This is a genomic window from Glutamicibacter sp. X7, assembly GCF_054889245.1.
The window spans coordinates 2391797-2405557 of sequence record NZ_CM142678.1 but is presented as its reverse complement, the minus strand read 5'-3'; the positions used below and the strand labels follow the sequence as shown (position 1 = coordinate 2405557).

Here is a 13761-nt window from a genome sequence, read left to right as displayed (position 1 = left end):
ACCGCGCCGGGCTTGAACTGCGGGGAGCCACGCAGTTCATTCTTAGCCTCAGCTCAGCTTTACCACCCACAATCGTTAATGTGAATACTTTCTCGACCGCAACCGCCTCGCACCCTATGGTGTCGAATTCGTCGATCCCTACGTGGGATGAAATGGTCCACGACCACGGCGATCAGGTGTTTCGTTTGGCGTACCGGCTCACCGGTAACCGCCAAGACGCGGAGGATCTCTCACAGGAAGCCTTCGTTCGGGCCTTCAACGCGCTCGATAAGTACGTGCCCGGGACGATGGCCGGATGGTTGCACCGAATTACCACTAACCTCTTCCTTGATCAGGCACGGCGCAAGTCCAAGATCCGTTTCGACCGGTTCGCCGAGGGCGCCGAAGACCGCCTGCCCAGCAACCAAGTCACACCCGAGCGGGGTTTCGAGTTCAACAATCTCGACGTCGACGTGCAAGAAGCGTTGCGTTCCCTCTCGCCCGACTTCCGTGCCGCCGTGGTGCTTTCGGACCTCGAAGGCTTTTCCTACGAGGAAGTCTCACAGATCCTGAACGTGAAGCTGGGCACGGTCCGCTCACGCATTCACCGCGGCCGTGCCATGTTGCGCGACGCCTTGGCCCACCGAAACCCGGCCAACCGGGCACCATTGACGGTCTCGCTGCCGCGCATCTCGCGCAAGTTGCGGCCGTCGGCCTAGCCTGCCGCATGGCATGAGGACGCGGCGAGAGGGTAATCTGTAGGACGTGGAGTTTCTTGGGATTAACGGTGGCGAGTTTCTGGTACTCGCCATCCTCGCTGTGGTGGTTTTGGGGCCTGAGAAGCTACCGGACTATGCCAAAAAGCTCGCCAACTTGGTCAAGGAGTTGCGCCGGATGGCCAACGGGGCCAAGGAGCAGCTTCGTGAAGAGGTCGGCGACGAAGTGGCCGACCTGGACTGGCGTAAGCTCGATCCGCGGCAATATGACCCGCGCCGGATCATCAAAGATGCGTTGCTCGACGATTTCGACGATGCCGTAGCAGCCGCCAAGCAGGAGCCAATTGCCTCGCGCCCCGAAACACCGCAGCGTAAGAGCGCGATCGCGGTTGATGAGCGCGCGCTTCTGGCAGCCGGGGAACCGGCGCCCTTCGATACCGAGGCGACCTAGTAACCACCTCGGAGCTGACCTTGGTTCGAATCGTCGGTGTGACCATCTCCGACATGCCATTTTCCGTGTTCTAGGCCGTCGGTATCGGCGCGATGGACCTGCACTGCGCCGCTTTTTCGCCGCGCGCGACGTGCCCTCATCGTCCGTGCCGGTGGACCCGCGCCATCTCAGATCACGTTTATCCACATCACGTGCGCCCTGCGTAGAACTCTCACCCCGGTCGGGGAGAGACTGGGCTCATGCAGATCACCGACCTCACTCGGGCACTCAACGACCGGAGCACTACAGGGAACCGTCGCACCGCGGCGGCGCATCTGCATGCCCTGACTCTGATCACCACCTACCTGAGCGAACTACCCGCGTTGCTGGCGCAGGATAACGATCCGCGGATCGCGGCCCTGGCCGCCCGCTACACCGAGCAAATCTCCCGGCAACTGCTACGCAACCAATTGCACGCCGCACACCGGGCCGAAGCCACCGCAGCCCACGCGCTGCCTAGCCTGGTGTTGGACGCGCTGGCCGACCCGGATCTGGACCTGACGGTCTTCGAGAACCTGAACGCGCTCGATGAGCCGGACGACGTGGACGGCCGGGACGGACCGGGTACGCAGGCTGTACCGGCGAAAGCATCGGACGTCCTGGACAACCAACACGCACAGGAAGCCCCGGATGGATGCCCGGGCACCTCGATTCTGACCGGGCCGTGCACCTTGACTCCGGGCCGCCCCACCTACCGAGACACCACCAGCTTTCTCAGCAACTGGCTCCATCTGGACTATTTCACTGCCCAAGCTAGGATTCAGGATGCCCACCGACTCATCGCGTTACCTACCACCACGACCGAGGTTCCCGGTGTCCCGCTCTTCGGCCAACTCGCCGAACAATTCGCCTCAGGTACCGACCCGCACGCCGTTCTCACTGCGGCCCGGCGCCTAGAGAAAATCACGCACTCCGATTCGACCACCGGGGCCGGTGTCCTCGACTCGCCCTTCGCCGCGACCACCGGTAGCACCACCGACCTTGATGGTGCTGCTGATGACCCGGTCGCGTTGGAAGAACACACCGCCCGGCTTCTGGAAGAACCCGACCCACGTACCCGCGATGATCAACTTAAGAAGTTCTTCACCCACACCACCGCAGCCCGCACCGTCAGTGACCCGCACGCAAGTACAGGCCTGTTCCGGCGGGGTACGAAGAACGGGGTCACCACCTACGTGTTCAAAGCCGATGGCGAGGATAGCGAGTATCTGGAGTCGGCGCTGGGTCAGATCGATCATCTACGTACCGACGCGCATGCCGCGGCGGTGCAGGGCGCGAAAAGTAGCTCAGCCCACGCCTATCAAACCACTGGTGGTGGGTCGGGAGAGCATCCGGACTTCCTGACCGATGAGGAAGCGGAGACCGCTCGGGCCGATGATCTGGGATTGCCAGAGCCCACGATGGCGCAACGCCGGTTGGCCGGGCTGCTGAACCTGTTACGTGCCCAGAGCACCTCGAACGGTTTGGGACCGATCCCCGCCACCGTTCCCGAGTCCGGACCCGTAGCTGAGGTTGACGTTGAGCGCGACAGTGACTGCGACACCTATACCGATAGCAACGGATCTGCGGGCGGCACAGGTAGTGCCGAGGGCACCATCGCCACGGGTGGTGGTATTCAGAAACCTCAAGGCCTGTTCCGACCCACCGTGATCGTGCACATCCCCTTCAGTGAAATGCTTCGTCTTGCCGACCGGCACGCATTGGATCTCGCCCAAGCCGAAACCGCCGGTGCCGGGGCGGTGCCGAGGGTTGGTGGCATTACCGCCCACGGTCTCGCAATCGACCCAGGCACCCTGCGACGGATGCTGTGCGAAGCGAACATCATCCCGATGGTCCTTGGTGGGGAGAGCGAAGTACTTGATGTGGGGCGTTCGCAACGGTACTTCCCGCCTGCGATGAAACGCGCAATCCTCGCCCGTGATCGAGGCTGCATCGTGCCCGGATGCACGGTCCCCGCCGAACTATGCGAGGTGGATCATGTGGATCCGTGGGAGAACGGCGGCCCGACCAACGTGGCTAACGCTGCCACGTTGAGCAAGGGGCACCACATGGATAAGCACGCCGGGCTGTTCGAGATCGTCGTCAAGGACGGGGTGCCCTGGGTGAGACTGCCGAAGCATATAGATCCGGAGCAACGATTGCGGCGTAACACGATCCATCTCAAACCCCGATAGCGGGGCGGACCGTTTGTCTTGCCACTGTCGTTGCAGAGATTGCAGGGAGTGCCCACGCGACATCCACGACACATCGAGTCGTTAAACGATTCGGTAGCCTGAAACATACGATGTAAGTACCGGTGCGCGCCTGAAACGCCTCAACGAGAAGCGCCGGAATATAGGCAGCTACCCGAATTGCCGTCGGTAGCGCTACGGCGAAATTACTCGGCGTGGATTCTATCTGGGGCACTTGCTTCAGCTAGCCGAAAGCCTAGAGGAGAATGATGAAGAATAAGAACTTGAACGGTGTTCCTGTCATGCTCATACTTTTGGTGCTGGTGGCAGTGGTGCTTTACCTGACAGCGGTTCCGGAACAGCCGGTGTGGTGGATCGTCGTTGCCGGCATCGCAGTGGTTGGATGCGCCTGGGGTGCCGTCGCGGACAGCATCGCGAAGTCCAAAGAGCTTCGGCGAACTCAAGCTCCCCGCTAGGTTGAAATTGCGTTAGGGGATTTGCTCTGCATCAGTATGGAATCAGGGCAAATCTCCTGTTTCACGCCTTGCACCATAGCCAATCGAGCATTTGACGGAGAATAGCCGGCGACCGCTCTCCGGCACGGCGCCGTTCCGGCCGGACCGGAGGCCCGGTCAGGGCCCGAGTCCGGTGAATGACTACCGGAGCTGGATGCCGTCATGAGGCCGCGCTTTGCATCATTCGATGCCTGAATACGTGACGGGAACGAATCGGTTCATGTGGCTCGAGCTTGGTTCATGGGGGCCAATCACTGGCTGGAGGACGATACACCGATCGACGCAAGCTGTCAGAATCGGCCTGGGCCTAGATCCTCACGTGTATGGGCTCCACTGTTTGCCCGGCTACTGGTATTACTCTGGTTCGGGGACGACGACCGGATATTGCCTTGCTAAATAGGAGTACGCGCCGCTGAACCTACAATCTGGCGCAGCTCGTTGATCAAGACATGATGGATGCCGGTCGACGATCTACCCATTCGGACCTGATCGGCGACATGAGGACTTTGGCACAAGTGGTTGCCGAGCAGACGACGCCCTGTGAATTGCTTGACGGCACGACTCCGGTTGGTTGGTCTAGCCTTCAAAGTTAGGCTCAGGAAGCGCCGGAGCGCCGATGCGTTGCACTGTGGCCATCGCAGATCCAGACGGTAAACGACATGGGATCGATGGCGAGCAGCATGCGCGTGCCTGGTAATGAGATCGCGCAGAAGGTTCACGGGATCCAGATCTTTTGTCCAGTTCGCCGTGATCCGACGTCGGGCAGCAGCCCCGCGCGACGTATGCTCGGCGGTTCAGCCGGGAGCAGCCGTCGAAATTCGATTCACGACTGCCCGGGGTACCTAACAAATTTGGTTCCGTACGCCCACGGAACGTGTGCGGCTAGAAGCTTATGGGTAGGGACTTGCCGACAAGACCGCGTGGACGCTGGGACAGTGAAGCCGCCAGAGCTACAAGCTCCTGGGCGACCGGACTATCCGGGTTCTGCAGGACGACGGGTACACCTTGGTCCGACCCTTCACGCAGTGATTGCTCCAAGGGCAGGGTGGCCATCAGCGGTACCGGATAGCCCAGCTGGTCCGTCAGCGAGTCGCTGAGGGCTTGACCGCCGCCGGAGCCAAAGACCTCCATTGGGGTGCCGTCGGGCAACAGCAGATAGCTCATGTTTTCCACCACGCCAATCACCTTCTGCTTGGTTTGCAGGGCGATGGTGCCAGCGCGTTCGGCGACCTGGGTCGCGGTGGACTGTGGCGTGGTGATGACCAAGAGTTCGCTATTGGGCAATAGCTGCGCCACCGAGATGGCCATGTCGCCGGTGCCCGGTGGGAGGTCCAGAAGCAACACATCGAGGTCGCCGAAGTACACGTCGGACAGGAACTGTTCCAGGGCGCGATGCAGCATCGGGCCACGCCAGATGACCGGCGCATTGTCCTCGAGGAACATGCCAATGGAGATGACTTTCACCCCGTGGGCTACCGGGGGAAGAATCATGTCATCGACACGGGTGGGATTCTGCGAAATACCCATCAGCGAAGGAATGGAGAACCCATGCACGTCCGCGTCGATCAGCCCGACCTTCAGGCCCGCGCTGGCCATGGCCGTGGCCAGGTTCGCGGTGACCGATGACTTGCCGACGCCGCCCTTGCCGCTGGCCACGGCGATAACGCGCGTGAGCGAGGAAGGATCGGAGAATGGGGTGCGCCGCGAGGCTAGCGAACTGCGCAACTCCGCGCGCTGCTCGGGTGACATGACCCCGAGTTCTACTTCGGCGCGTTCGACCCCGGGCACGGTGCACAAGGCCTCGGCCACATCCTGCTCAATACGGGAGCGCATAGGGCAGGCCTCAATGGTGAGCAAGATGCGTGCGCGGGCTACCCCGTGGTCGCAGCTCACCGACTCAACCATCTTCAGTTCGGTGATCGGGCGGCGCAGCTCCGGGTCGGTGACGGCAGAGAGCGCCTGGAGCAGTTCGTTGTCTTGTGGCACTACTTTTGGCTCTTCGGGTTTTTGCGGTTCGGGTTCTTGGAGGGGTCGACCTGTTCAATCAGGCCGGTCGTGGGGTTGGACTTTGACTTCCGCTTGGCGCGCAGGTGCAGCTCTTCGCCGTCGGTGGTTTCGAGCAGCTCTTCGAGGACATTGCGCAGTTCGGAACGCACGTAGTCACGGGTGGCGACGTCGCGCATTGCCAGGCGTAGGCTGGCAAGCTCGCGCGTGAGGTACTCCGTGTCGTAGAGGTTTCGTTCGGCCCGAGCACGGTCCTCGGTGAGCGAGACACGGTCACGGTCGTCTTGTCGGTTCTGCGCCAGCAGCAACAGTGGAGCCGCGTAGGAGGCCTGAAGCGAGAGCATCAGGGTCAGCGCGGTGAATCCCAGTGCGGCGGAGTCGAAACGCCATTCGGCTGGCGCCCAGGTGTTCCACCCTAGCCAGACGAGACAGAAAATCGTCATGTAGAAGAGGAACGCCGGGGTGCCCATGAAGCGGGCGAACTTCTCCGTCGCCGAGCCAAAACGGTCGGGGTCCGGGTTGAACTTAGGCCAGAAGCGACTTCGTGCAGCGAGGGGAGTATCAAGTCCGCCAGTCTTGCGTGGTTCGGCCATTAGCAGAACTCCTTTGCTGCGTGAAATGTACGGTGCGGGGTGCCCGGTGGCTATCGGGTTTCTTGCCTAGTCCTGTGAGCGCCAGTCGTCGGGCAGTAGATGGTCGAGCACGTCGTCGACGGTAATCGCTCCAACGAGCCGACCCTCTTTGTTCACCACCCCGACCGAGGTCAGGTTGTAGGTGGCGAGGTGGCGGACGACTTCGGAAATATCGGCCAGATCGGAGACCGGCTCAAGCTCCTTGTCTAGGATATCGCCGACCGGTTCCGGGGGAGCGGTCCGCAAGAGTGCCTGAATGTGAACTTGGCCCACATACCGTCCCGTGGGAGTCTCCAAGGGCGGACGCACCACGTACACGGTCGAGGCCAGCGCGGGGCTTAGTTCCTCCTGGCGAACCGCGGCCAGGGCCTCGGCGACGGTGGACTCCGGGGTCAGGATGACCGGAACCGGGGTCATCACCGAACCGGCGGTACCCTCCGGGTAAGCGAGAAGACGACGCACGTCTTCGGCTTCCTCGTCGTTCATCAGCTCAAGCAACTGGTGCTTGGTGTCTTCCTCGACTTCGGCGAGCAGGTCGGCCGCGTCGTCCGGGTCCATTTCCTCCAACACGTCCGCGGCGCGTTCGAGCCCGAGCGCGGAGAGGATTTCGACCTGTTCGCGGTCGGGCAGCTCCTGCAGCACGTCGGCGAGGCGGTCATCTTGCAGATGGGCGGCGATTTCCAGACGGCGCTTGCCACTCATCTCGTGGAGCGCGTCGGCGAAGTCAGCCGGTTTCATCTCATCGTGAGTGGCCACGAAGTTATCCGCCGCCTGAGGTTCGCTTTCCGCTCCGTGGCGCACCTCATCCCAGGTGACCAAGACCGAATTGCGTTTCCGGGAACGCAGCCCCAACAGCGAGCCGCCCGATTCGATACGTTGGACGAAGTACTCGTGGATTTCCCAGTCCCCGCGGCGGTTCTGGATCAAGCCGATGTCCTCGACGACGCCCCGGCCGGAACCGTCGACGAAATAGACCTTGCGGTCGAAGATCTCGCCCACGACCAGCATTTCCTGACCGCGTTGCTGAAAACGGCGCATATTCATCAGGCCCGAGCAGATGACCTGATTGGACTCCATGGACTGGATACGTGTCATGGGCACGAAGACGCGGCGCTTGCCGGGGACCTCGACCACGACGCCGACACAGGCAGGGGCACGGTTGGGGCCGCGAGAGACCACGACCACATCGCGCAGGCGGCCCAGACGGTCACCCAGCGGGTCGAATACGTCTAGGCCGAGCAACCTCGCGACAAAGACTTTAGATACTTGCGCACTCACCCTTCCTACCCTAGCGCGGGCCGTGCCCCGGTGCGGGTATCGCATTACGTCCTAAGCGATCGAGCTTTCATATGCTGGGCAGACACACAGCAATTACGTGCACAATAGTGATATGACCTCTCCACAAGGAATGAACACGATCAGTCCCAACGGCCTGCCACGCGGCGAGCTGCTGGGGCGTTACACCAGCTATTTGGATGCCCAGAAGCTGGTGGACTACCTCGCGGATAACGACTTTCCGGTGGCGGCCGTGACGATTGTGGGCAACGATGTGCGCACGGTCGAGCGGGTCACCGCGAAGCTCTCGTACCCGAAGGTTGCCTTGGCTGGCGCGGCACAGGGCGCCATGATGGGCCTGTTCGTCGGCTTGCTGCTCTCCTTGTTCTCGGGGGCCGGCAACGGTCTCTACCAGGTGCTCTCCGCCATCGGTTTGGGTATGGCGATCTGGATGATCGCCGGAGTGGTCAGCTACTCGACCCGCCGCGGAAAGCGCGACTTTGCCTCCTCGAGCCAGTTCGTGGCGACGAGCTTCGATGTGGTCGTCGACTTCGAACATGCACAGGCCGCCCGTACGCTGGCCGCTCAGCTACCGATGCGCGGACAACAAGCGCCGGTCCAGCCGCAGGCGCAGGCACCGGCCCCTCCGCAGGCCCCATTCCAGCAGCAGCCTCCGGCACAGGCTCCAGCGCAGCCCGCCGCACCGGCACAGGGTACGCCGGCGGCCGAGGCGCCGCGTGAGGCCAGTGGCCAGTTCCCGGACCTGCCCGATGGACGCCCGCGCTATGGCGTGCGCGTGTCCGAGCCGAAGGCACCGACGAACAGCCCCGCCCCGGCGCCGGAGCAGCCACAGACACCGGCCGCGCCGTCCCCGGCTCAGCAGGCACCCTCACCGGAGGCCGACGAAGAGCCACGGGTGACCGCAAAGCCCCCGGTATCCGCCCCGGAGGACGACGCCGAGCAGTCGCAGTCCGAACGCAAGGATGAGAGCGTCTAGACCTCGCGCAGAGATCTACATACATCAGGCTCCGAACCCTCAAGGGTTCGGAGCCTGATGTATGTGTGGGGCGTGGGGATTAGCCGCGGAGCTTAGCCATCCATGCCTCTACCTCGTCCGGGGTGCGCGGCAACGCTGCGGAAAGGTTGACCGCGCCGTCGGCGGTTACCAGGATGTCATCCTCGATGCGCACACCAATGCCGCGGTACTCCTCGGGGATCGCCAGATCCTCCTTCTTGAAGTACAGGCCGGGCTCGATGGTGAAGACCATGCCCTCTTGCAGTTCGGCGTCGAGGTACAGCTCGGCGCGAGCCTGCGCGCAGTCGTGGACATCCAGGCCCAGGTGGTGGCTGGTGCCATGCGGCATCCACCGACGGTGATGCTGGCCCTCGGGGGAGAGCGCTTCCTCCAGGGACACTGGCAACAGACCCCAGTCGTTCAGACGCTCGGCCAGAACCGTGGTGGCGATGGTGTGCAGGTCACGGAATTTCAGACCCGGCTTCACCGCGGCGAAGGTGGCGTCGGCAGCGTCAAGCACCGCCTGGTAGACCTTGCGCTGCACCTCGGTGTAACGACCGCTGACCGGAAGCGAACGGGTGATATCGGCGGTGTACAGCGAGTCAGCTTCGACGCCGGCGTCGAGCAACAGCACCTCGCCTTCGTTCACGGTGCCGTTATTGCGGATCCAGTGCAGGATCGTTGCGTTATTGCCGCTGGCCGCGATGGTGTCGTAGCCCAGCTCGTTACCCTCGGCGCGGGCCCGGGCGAAGAAGGTCCCCTCCACAATGCGCTCACCGCGCTCGTGGGCGATGGCCTTGTCGAGGTTGCGCACCACATCTTCGAAGCCGTTGATGGTGGCGTTGACCGACTTGCGTAGCTCGGCGATCTCGTATTCGTCCTTGATGACGCGCAACTCGGAGAGGGATTCTGCGAGCTCGCCATCCAGCGCGTCGCTGGCCTCAAGATCCTGACCGGTGTTGATGCGCGAGGTGTCCACCAACGCTTCCACGTTCAGGTCGACCTCGCGGAGCAGGCGAATGCGGATGCCGCCCAGGGCCTGCGGCCCGGCGTTCTTCGTGATGGCCAGTTCCAGCTGCTCCAGTCCCTCGGTGGGTAGCCCGGTGCGGGCCGAGAGGCTGCTGAGGGTCGGGCGTGGGCCGATCCAGAATTCACCGGAACGCGAGTTCAGGTAGAACTCCGAGGAGTCACGCCCGGCCATCGGAGCGAAGTACAAGGTGGCGGCGTGGTTTGAGCCCTGATCGCCGGCGCCCTCGTCGGTCGGTTCGAGGATCAGTACCGCGTCCGGTTCGTGGTCGACGCCCAGCCCGGTTAGGTGGGCGAATGCCGAATGCGGACGGAATCGGTAATCGGTGTCATTTGAACGGACCTTCAACGGACCGGCCGGGATGACCAGGCGTTCGCCCGGGAACTTCGCCGACAGCGCGGCGCGGCGTGCGGCGGCGTATGGTGCGGCCGGATCGGCGGCCGGCAGCTCGGAGGTATCGGTGGCCCAGTGCGAGCCCATGAATTCCTGGAAAGCTCGCGAAGTGGGTCGTTGCGAGCGGTTGTTCACCCGGTCTTCTAGGGGCTGGTCGTTCCCCGAAACGGTGCTTGGTTCGTTAGTCATGGCACCATACTGTCACTGCCGAGTGGATAGGGGCAAAGTGTCAGCGCGCGGGATACCCTAGGAACTATGCGAATAGACCTGCACGCGCACTCCAACGTTTCCGACGGGACCGAAACCCCCGGTGACCTGATCCGCGCGGCACAGGCTGCGGGGTTGGATGTGGTGGCACTGACCGATCACGATCAGACCACCGGATGGGATGAGGCCCGCCAGGTGGCTGCCGAATGCGGTATTGGATTCGTGCCGGGCATGGAAATCACCTGCCAGGACACCACCGGCATCAGCGTGCACCTGTTGTGCTATCTCCAGGACCCCGAGTACCAGCCCTTGCTCGACGAGTTGGCGGAGTCCCGCGGCTCGCGTGTAGTGCGCGCTCGCCGAATCGTCGACCTTCTGGCCGAGGACTTCCCAATTAACTGGGATCTGGTCAATGAGCATTGCCAGCCCGGTGCCACGGTGGGGCGCCCGCATATCGCCGACGCCCTGGTCAGTGCCGGGGTGGTCGAGGACCGCAACGAGGCCTTCGCGCATGTGCTTTCGACGCGCTCCAAATACTATGTTTCGCACCCCTCGATCGACCCGCGCGATGCGGTACGACTGGTGCGTGAGGCCGGGGGAGTCTCCGTGTTCGCTCACCCCATGGCTTCCTCCCGCGGACGAGTGGTACCCGAATCGACCTTCCACGACATGATCGAGGCAGGGTTACACGGTCTCGAAATTGACCACCGCGATAACTCGGCCGAAGGCAAGGTGTTCCTGCGCGCGCTGGCTGCCGAGCACGACCTGATCGTCACCGGGTCTTCGGACTATCACGGGACCGGAAAGCTCAACCGGCTCGGTGAGAATCTCACCGAGCCGGAAATGCTCGAACGTATTGTGGCCACGGCCACCGGAAGCCCGGCGCTGCTCTAGGCTTCGACGGTGGCGAAGTCGGTACCGTCCGGCAACCGTCCGCGCATTACCTCGATGGCCTGATCGTTCTGGTCGATCAGGTAGAACTTGCGATCCATGGCCGCCGCGACGGCCCCGGTGGTGCCAGAACCTGCAAAGAAATCCAAGATCCAGTCCCCGGGGCGTGAGGAGGCCGAGATGATTCGGCGCAGGATCCCCTCGGGTTTTTGAGTGGGATAGCCGGTTTTCTCCTTGCCCGTGGGCGAGACAATAGTGTGCCACCATACATCGGTGGGGAGCTTGCCCTTGGCTCGTTTCTCCGGTGTCACCAGGCCCGGAGCCATATACGGCTCGCGATCGACCTCGGCCGAGTCGAAGTGGTATTTTTTCGGGTCCTTCACATACACCAGGATGGTGTCGTGTTTGGAGGGCCAGCGGCTTTTCGCCCGTCCACCGTAGTCATACGCCCAGATGATTTCGTTCAGGAAGCACTTGCGGCCGAAGATGTCATCGAGCAACACCTTCACGTAGTGCACCTCGCGGTAGTCCAGATGTACGTAGAGGGTTCCGGTTTCGTTCAAGAGCCGATGCGCATGCATCAACCGTGGGGCGATGAACTGGAGGTAGTCGTCGAAACTGTCCGTGTACCATCGGTTCTCGCCGAGCACCGTGTCATAGGAGCGTCCCTGAAAACCGGTGTGCGTGCCCTCATCCGAGCGGATCATCGTGCGTTCGGTACGACGCTGAGTACGACCTGTGTTAAACGGCGGATCAACGTAGATCAGCTGAAAAGCTTCATCCGGCAGCGACTCGAGGACCGGAAGATTTTCCCCGTGCATGACGGTGTTGCCCTCGGCCGGCCCCGCGGGGGTCGACCGAGGGTCGCTCGTTTGTGCATCGAGCATGGGGTGCTTAGTCCTCCTGAGTACGCGTGGTGCGGCGCGTACGGCGACGCGGCCGGCGCTTGGCCGGCTGACCCTCTTCCTGCGCGGGGGAGGTCTCACGGTGCCGTTCGGCCTCGCGGGCCGGACGGTCGTGCTTGCCCTTGGAGTGGCCGTGGCGGGCTCCGGACTCTTCGTTACCGGTCTGCTCGCCCTCGACGGTGCGGGTGCGGGTGCGGTTGCGCGGGGTTGAGTTGCGGCGGCGCGAGGAGCGTTCGTTACGCGGTGCCGCGGACTCTTCGCTCCGGGCCTTGGCGGCACGCGGCAGGCGTCCCTTCGTACCCTTGGGGATCGACAGGTCGGCGAAGAAGTGCGGGGAGGAGGAGTAGGTCTCCACCGGTTCGGGCACGTTCAGACCCAGAGCCTTGTTAATCAGCGACCAGCGCGGCACGTCATCCCAGTCGACGAAGGTCACGGCGGTGCCGTCGTTGCCCGCACGGCCGGTACGGCCGACACGGTGCAGGTAGGTCTTCTCGTCATCCGGGCACTGCAGGTTCACCACGTGGGTGACGTCGTCCACATCGATGCCACGGGCCGCCACATCGGTGGCCACCAAGATTTCAACCTTGCCCGAGCGGAAGGCCTTCAGGGACTGCTCGCGGGCTCCCTGACCCAAATCCCCGTGCAGTGCCCCGGCATTGAAGCCACGGTCGATCAATTCGTCGGTGAGCTTCGCGGCCGAGCGCTTGGTCTGGGTGAAGATGATGGTACGGCCACGGCCCTCGGCCTGCAGCAGACGGGCCACCATCTCGTCCTTGTCCAGGTTGTGGGCGCGGTAGACCAGCTGGCGGATGTTGCGCTTGGTGATCGAGTCGTCGTCCGGATCCTGGGCCCGAATATGGGTGGGGCGGGACATGTAGCGACGGGCCATGGTGATGACCGGGCCGGGCATGGTGGCGGAGAAAAGCATCGCCTGGCGTACCGGAGGCAGTGCTGCGAGGATGCGTTCCACATCGGGCAAAAAGCCCAAATCGAGCATCTCATCGGCCTCATCCAAGACCACGGTGCGCACCTGCTTGAGGTTCAGCACGCGCTGGCGGTTCAGGTCGATCAGGCGCCCCGGCGTACCGACGACCACGTCGGTGCCGGCGGTCAGTGCGGAGATCTGCTCTTCGTACGGACGTCCACCGTAGATGGTGGTGATGCGGATATTCGAGTGCTTGGAGGCCTTGGCCAAGTCTGCACCAACCTGCAGGGCCAGCTCACGGGTCGGGGCGACGATCAGTGCCTGCGGGGCACCGGGGAATTCCAGATCGGCGTAGCCGGGGTCTTCTTCGCGGATCACGCGCTGCAGGGCCGGAATGCCGAAACCCAAGGTTTTGCCGGTACCGGTCTTGGCCTGGCCGATAATGTCATTGCCGCCCAGGGCAACCGGAAGGGTCAGCGCCTGGATCGGGAAAGGGTGTTCGATGCCGGCTTCAAGCAGCGAGCCGACGATGTCTTCACGGACCTTGTAGTCGGCGAAGGTTTTTTCTTCGATGGGAGCCGCCGGGGCGGTCGTCTCGGTGGTAATCTCTGTCACG

General features: G+C 63.0%; 12 protein-coding genes. 6 read left to right on the top strand and 6 right to left on the bottom strand.

Translation table 11 applies throughout. The annotated features are described in order from the left end of the window. Positions 1-80: 80 nt before the first annotated feature. The 4 genes from sigE to ACYU0X_RS11420 all read left to right on the top strand — a co-directional run bounded on the left by sigE (position 81) and on the right by ACYU0X_RS11420 (position 3832). Positions 81-698: an RNA polymerase sigma factor SigE gene (sigE, locus tag ACYU0X_RS11435; protein WP_309406408.1), complete on the top strand. Its 618-nt coding sequence runs from the start codon at positions 81-83 to the stop codon at positions 696-698. 46 nt (positions 699-744) lie between these two features. Further along, a complete protein-coding gene (locus ACYU0X_RS11430) occupies positions 745-1146 on the top strand; it encodes a sec-independent translocase (RefSeq protein WP_309406410.1) in 402 nt (133 codons plus the stop codon). A 239-nt stretch (positions 1147-1385) separates the two neighbouring features. Continuing rightward, the gene (locus ACYU0X_RS11425) at positions 1386-3359 is read left to right on the top strand and encodes an HNH endonuclease signature motif containing protein (RefSeq protein ID WP_418907016.1); all 1974 of its coding nucleotides are present in this window, start codon (positions 1386-1388) and stop codon (positions 3357-3359) included. Between the two features lie 266 nt (positions 3360-3625). Continuing rightward, positions 3626-3832 carry a hypothetical protein gene (locus tag ACYU0X_RS11420; RefSeq protein WP_461900786.1) on the top strand — a complete coding sequence of 69 codons (207 nt, stop codon included), beginning with the start codon at positions 3626-3628 and terminating at the stop codon, positions 3830-3832. A gap of 921 nt (positions 3833-4753) precedes the next feature. Here ACYU0X_RS11420 and ACYU0X_RS11415 read toward each other — a convergent pair. From ACYU0X_RS11415 to ACYU0X_RS11405, 3 genes are all read right to left on the bottom strand, one after another. Then, complete coding sequence (locus ACYU0X_RS11415; protein WP_418907014.1) at positions 4754-5857, bottom strand: Mrp/NBP35 family ATP-binding protein; 1104 nt, start codon at positions 5855-5857, stop codon at positions 4754-4756. Beyond that, positions 5857-6468: a DUF1003 domain-containing protein gene (locus ACYU0X_RS11410; RefSeq protein WP_309406417.1), complete on the bottom strand. Its 612-nt coding sequence runs from the start codon at positions 6466-6468 to the stop codon at positions 5857-5859. The genes ACYU0X_RS11415 and ACYU0X_RS11410 overlap by 1 nt, the downstream gene beginning before the upstream one ends. Positions 6469-6534: 66 nt before the next feature. Next, positions 6535-7785: a magnesium transporter MgtE N-terminal domain-containing protein gene (locus ACYU0X_RS11405; protein WP_309406418.1), complete on the bottom strand. Its 1251-nt coding sequence runs from the start codon at positions 7783-7785 to the stop codon at positions 6535-6537. Between the two features lie 112 nt (positions 7786-7897). Here ACYU0X_RS11405 and ACYU0X_RS11400 point away from each other — a divergent pair, with 112 nt between their 5' ends. Then, entirely contained in the window at positions 7898-8779 is an 882-nt protein-coding gene (locus ACYU0X_RS11400; protein WP_461900783.1) for a YflT domain-containing protein, read from the top strand. Positions 8780-8858: 79 nt separating this feature from the next. Here ACYU0X_RS11400 and ACYU0X_RS11395 read toward each other — a convergent pair whose 3' ends face one another. After that, positions 8859-10406, bottom strand: coding sequence for an aminopeptidase P family protein (locus ACYU0X_RS11395; RefSeq protein WP_418907012.1), 1548 nt, complete (start codon positions 10404-10406; stop codon positions 8859-8861). A 66-nt stretch (positions 10407-10472) separates the two neighbouring features. Here ACYU0X_RS11395 and ACYU0X_RS11390 point away from each other — a divergent pair, with 66 nt between their 5' ends. After that, entirely contained in the window at positions 10473-11318 is an 846-nt protein-coding gene (locus ACYU0X_RS11390; protein WP_461900781.1) for a PHP domain-containing protein, read from the top strand. Here the strand turns inward: ACYU0X_RS11390 and ACYU0X_RS11385 are convergent. Both ACYU0X_RS11385 and ACYU0X_RS11380 read right to left on the bottom strand, forming a co-directional pair. After that, the gene (locus ACYU0X_RS11385; RefSeq protein ID WP_461900779.1) at positions 11315-12202 is read right to left on the bottom strand and encodes a DNA-methyltransferase; all 888 of its coding nucleotides are present in this window, start codon (positions 12200-12202) and stop codon (positions 11315-11317) included. The genes ACYU0X_RS11390 and ACYU0X_RS11385 overlap by 4 nt on opposite strands. 7 nt (positions 12203-12209) lie before the next feature. Beyond that, on the bottom strand, positions 12210-13760 hold the full coding sequence (locus ACYU0X_RS11380; protein ID WP_461900778.1) for a DEAD/DEAH box helicase: 1551 nt from the start codon (positions 13758-13760) through the stop codon (positions 12210-12212). Position 13761 lies beyond the last annotated feature (1 nt).

What these genes read in the sequence shown, in the direction of transcription:
- ACYU0X_RS11425 (WP_418907016.1), top strand. Translation starts at nt 1,386, where the DNA reads ATGCAGATCACCGACCTCACTCGGGCACTCAACGACCGGAGCACTACA.
- ACYU0X_RS11420 (WP_461900786.1), top strand. Translation starts at nt 3,626, where the DNA reads ATGAAGAATAAGAACTTGAACGGTGTTCCTGTCATGCTCATACTTTTG.
- ACYU0X_RS11410 (WP_309406417.1), bottom strand. Translation starts at nt 6,468, where the DNA reads ATGGCCGAACCACGCAAGACTGGCGGACTTGATACTCCCCTCGCTGCA.
- ACYU0X_RS11400 (WP_461900783.1), top strand. Translation starts at nt 7,898, where the DNA reads ATGACCTCTCCACAAGGAATGAACACGATCAGTCCCAACGGCCTGCCA.
- ACYU0X_RS11395 (WP_418907012.1), bottom strand. Translation starts at nt 10,406, where the DNA reads ATGACTAACGAACCAAGCACCGTTTCGGGGAACGACCAGCCCCTAGAA.
- ACYU0X_RS11390 (WP_461900781.1), top strand. Translation starts at nt 10,473, where the DNA reads ATGCGAATAGACCTGCACGCGCACTCCAACGTTTCCGACGGGACCGAA.
- ACYU0X_RS11385 (WP_461900779.1), bottom strand. Translation starts at nt 12,202, where the DNA reads ATGCTCGATGCACAAACGAGCGACCCTCGGTCGACCCCCGCGGGGCCG.